Annotated in this window: 3 protein-coding genes; 2 read left to right on the top strand and 1 reads right to left on the bottom strand. The window is 65.0% G+C overall.

Going from position 1 to position 3,324, the window contains the following annotated elements; translation table 11 throughout:
- Window positions 1-16 precede the first annotated feature (16 nt).
- Complete coding sequence (locus tag ACG97_RS16685; RefSeq protein WP_047968510.1) at window positions 17-298, bottom strand: hypothetical protein; 282 nt, start codon at window positions 296-298, stop codon at window positions 17-19.
- 343 nt (window positions 299-641) lie between these two features.
- Here ACG97_RS16685 and ACG97_RS16680 point away from each other — a divergent pair, with 343 nt between their 5' ends.
- Both ACG97_RS16680 and ACG97_RS16675 read left to right on the top strand, forming a co-directional pair.
- Window positions 642-2,465 (top strand): phosphoenolpyruvate carboxykinase (GTP), encoded by a 1,824-nt coding sequence (locus tag ACG97_RS16680; protein ID WP_047968509.1) that lies wholly within the window; start codon window positions 642-644, stop codon window positions 2,463-2,465.
- 189 nt (window positions 2,466-2,654) lie between these two features.
- Window positions 2,655-3,324 (top strand): ABC transporter transmembrane domain-containing protein (locus ACG97_RS16675; protein WP_047968508.1); only part of this gene is annotated, 670 nt, incomplete at its 3' end.

Genomic DNA, 3,324 nt, shown 5'->3' with positions numbered 1-3,324 from the left:
ATGGCTGGCCGGCGGCTTAAGCGGCCAGTGCCGCCAGCAGCGTGTCCGGCTGGCTGTGGCCGTCCAGAAGCAGGCGGATGCGGTTGAAGGTGGTACTGGCCAGCTGCGGGTGCTTGGCAAACGGCACCAGGCCGTCGTGCGGCCAGCCGGCGGCCAGCAGCACCTGCTTGCGGAAGGTACTGCCGGCGACACCGCCGCCGCCCATCTGCATCAGCTGCTGTTCGATCAGTGTGTGCGGAAACGGGGTGCGGCGCAGGGTGCTGAAGTGATCGGGGTGCACTGCTTCGTCAAAGGCCATGTCTGCTCCTTGGTAGCTTGTCATTGTCATTGCATTGAACACGCGATGGCCGCCGCCGGCAAGTGTTGTCGCAGCCGGTGACCGCGGCACGGACTGTGCAGGCGGTTGCGGCCAGGCTTGTGCGGCGCTGGCGGCTGTAGTTTTACGCTTACGTAACTCAAGGCTTACGTCACCAGTGTTACCGGATTTTTTTGTTTTTCGTGCAACAAATCCCTGTTTGCCGCGCAAAAACTTGGTGTTGTTTGCGTTTTGGCAGGCCGGGATGAACCTCGTCGACTACAAATCGGCGACAATGGCGGACTCAGCTGTTCCCCTCTGTCCATCCCTGTTGTCGAGGTTTGTCATGTCGCTGCAAGCACCGTCCTATATTCAGCATTCCGAACTCATCGCCTGGGTTGCCCAAGTGGCTGCCCTGACCAAACCGGCCGCCATTCACTGGGTGGATGGTTCGGCAGAAGAAAACGAGCAGTTGCTGGCGCAAATGGTCAAGGCCGGTACCCTGACCCGCCTCAACCCGGCCAAGCGTGCCAACTCCTACGCCGCCTTCTCCGATCCGTCCGACGTGGCGCGGGTGGAAGACCGCACCTATGTCTGCAGCGCGCACAAGGCCGACGCCGGCCCCAACAACAACTGGATGGCGCCGGACGAGATGCGCGGCACGCTGAACGGCCTGTTCGACGGCTGCATGGCCGGTCGCACCATGTACGTGATTCCGTTCAGCATGGGCCCGCTCGGTAGTCCGATCGCGCACATCGGCATCGAGATCACCGATTCGCCGTACGTGGTGGCGTCGATGCGCATCATGACGCGCATGGGCCGTGCGGTGTACGAGGTGCTGGGCAAGGATGGCGCCTTCGTGCCGTGCGTGCACTCGGTGGGCGCGCCGCTGGCCGCCGGAGCGGCTGACAAGCCGTGGCCGTGCAACCCGGACACCAAGTACATCGTGCATTTCCCGGAATCGCGCGAGATCTGGTCCTACGGCTCCGGCTACGGCGGCAACGCGCTGTTGGGCAAGAAGTGCTTCGCGCTGCGCATTGCTTCGACCATGGGCCGCGACCAGGGCTGGCTGGCCGAGCACATGCTGATCCTCGGCGTGGAAAGCCCGCAGGGCGAGAAGTCCTACGTCGCGGCGGCCTTCCCCAGCGCCTGCGGCAAGACCAACTTCGCGATGCTGATCCCGCCCAAGAGCTACAACGGCTGGAAGGTCAGCACCGTCGGCGACGACATCGCCTGGATCAAGCCGGGTGCCGACGGCAAGCTGTACGCGATCAACCCGGAAAACGGCTACTTCGGCGTGGCGCCGGGCACCTCGGTGAAATCCAACCCCAACGCGATGGCGATGCTGCACGAGAACGTGATCTTCACCAACGTGGCGCTGACCGACGACGGCGACGTGTGGTGGGAAGGCATGAGCAAGGAAGCGCCGGCACACCTCACCGACTGGCAGGGCCAGGACTGGACGCCGGAAATCGGCAAGCAGACCGGCCGCAAGGCGGCACACCCGAACGCGCGCTTCACCGTGGCCGCGACCCAGTGCCCGTCGCTGGACGCGGCGTGGAACGACCCGGCCGGGGTACCGATCTCGGCCTTCATCTTCGGCGGCCGCCGCTCTTCCACCGTGCCGCTGGTGTTCCAGGCCGCCGGCTGGGCCGAGGGCGTGTACATGGCGGCGACCATGGGTTCGGAAACCACCGCCGCCGCCTTTGGCGCGCAGGGTGTCACCCGCCGCGACCCGTTCGCGATGCTGCCGTTCTGTGGCTACCACATGGGCGACTACTTCCAGCACTGGCTGGACATCGGCCAGCGCGTCAGCCAGGCACCGGGCATCTTCTGCGTCAACTGGTTCCGTACCGACAAGGACGGCAAGTTCCTGTGGCCGGGCTTCGGCGACAACATGCGCGTGCTGGAGTGGATCGTCGGCCGCGTGCAGGGCCGCGCCGCGGCGGTATCCGGCCCGCTGGGCTGGGTGCCGGAACACGGCGACCTCAACTGGGAAGGGCTGGACGAAGTCACCGCCGAGCGCTTTGCCGCGCTGATGGCGCTAGACCACGCCACCTGGCAGCACGAGCTGGCGGCGCACGACGAATGGTTCGCCAAGCTGGCCGACCGCCTGCCGCCGGCACTGGCGGCGCAGCGTACCCGCCTCAGCGCGGCGCTGATCGCCTGACGCCCGGCGTGACTAGGCAAAACGGCTGCCCGCGGGCAGCCGTTTTTGTTTGCGGCCAACCTTGGCCGGCTGCGCTACAGTGCGATAAAGATGTTGCGCATTAATACGCTTAACGCTATTGTCATTAGCCCGTTTTATAACCTGTACTGGCATAACCTTGCTGTTATGTCGGGAAAAGGAGTGTTCTTTATGCTGTCATGGTTCGAAAGCCGGGTGAATCCGTATCCGGAAACCCCGCCCGCGCAACCGCCGCAGGGCTTCTTCCCCTTCATTTGGGCGGCCACCGCCGGCACGCGGCCGCTGATCCTGGCTATGACCACGCTCACCGCCTGCATCGGCGCCTTCGAGGCGCTGCTGTTCTCCATGCTCGGCTCGGTGGTGGACTGGCTGGGCAAGGTGCCGCCGGCGCTGTTGTGGCAGGAGCAGAAGCACAACCTGCTGCTGCTGGCTGGCATCCTGCTGGCCAGCCCGCTACTGATCGCCTTGCAGGCGATGTGCAAATACCAGGGCCTGGCCGGCAACTTCCCGATGCGCCTGCGCTGGATCTATCACCGCCACCTGCTCGGCCAGAGCATGAGCTTCTACCAGGACGAATTTGCCGGCCGCGTGTCGGCCAAGGTGATGCAGACCGCGCTGGCGGTACGCGACACGGTGATGATCGTCACCGACATCCTGGTGTTCGTGGTGATCTACTTCGTCACCATGATCGCGGTGGTCGGCAGCTTCGATACCGCGCTGCTGTGGCCGTTCATCGGTTGGCTGCTGCTGTACGTGGCGACGCTGGCCTACTTCGTGCCGCGGCTGGGCAAGGCCGCCAGCGCGCAGGCCGACGCCCGCAGCCTGATGACCGGGCGCATCA

The sequence above is a fragment of the Vogesella sp. EB genome (assembly GCF_001037925.1).
Classification (GTDB): domain Bacteria; phylum Pseudomonadota; class Gammaproteobacteria; order Burkholderiales; family Chromobacteriaceae; genus Vogesella; species Vogesella indigofera.
Note: the sequence above shows the minus strand (reverse complement) of the source record. Positions and strands in the feature narration are given on the sequence as shown.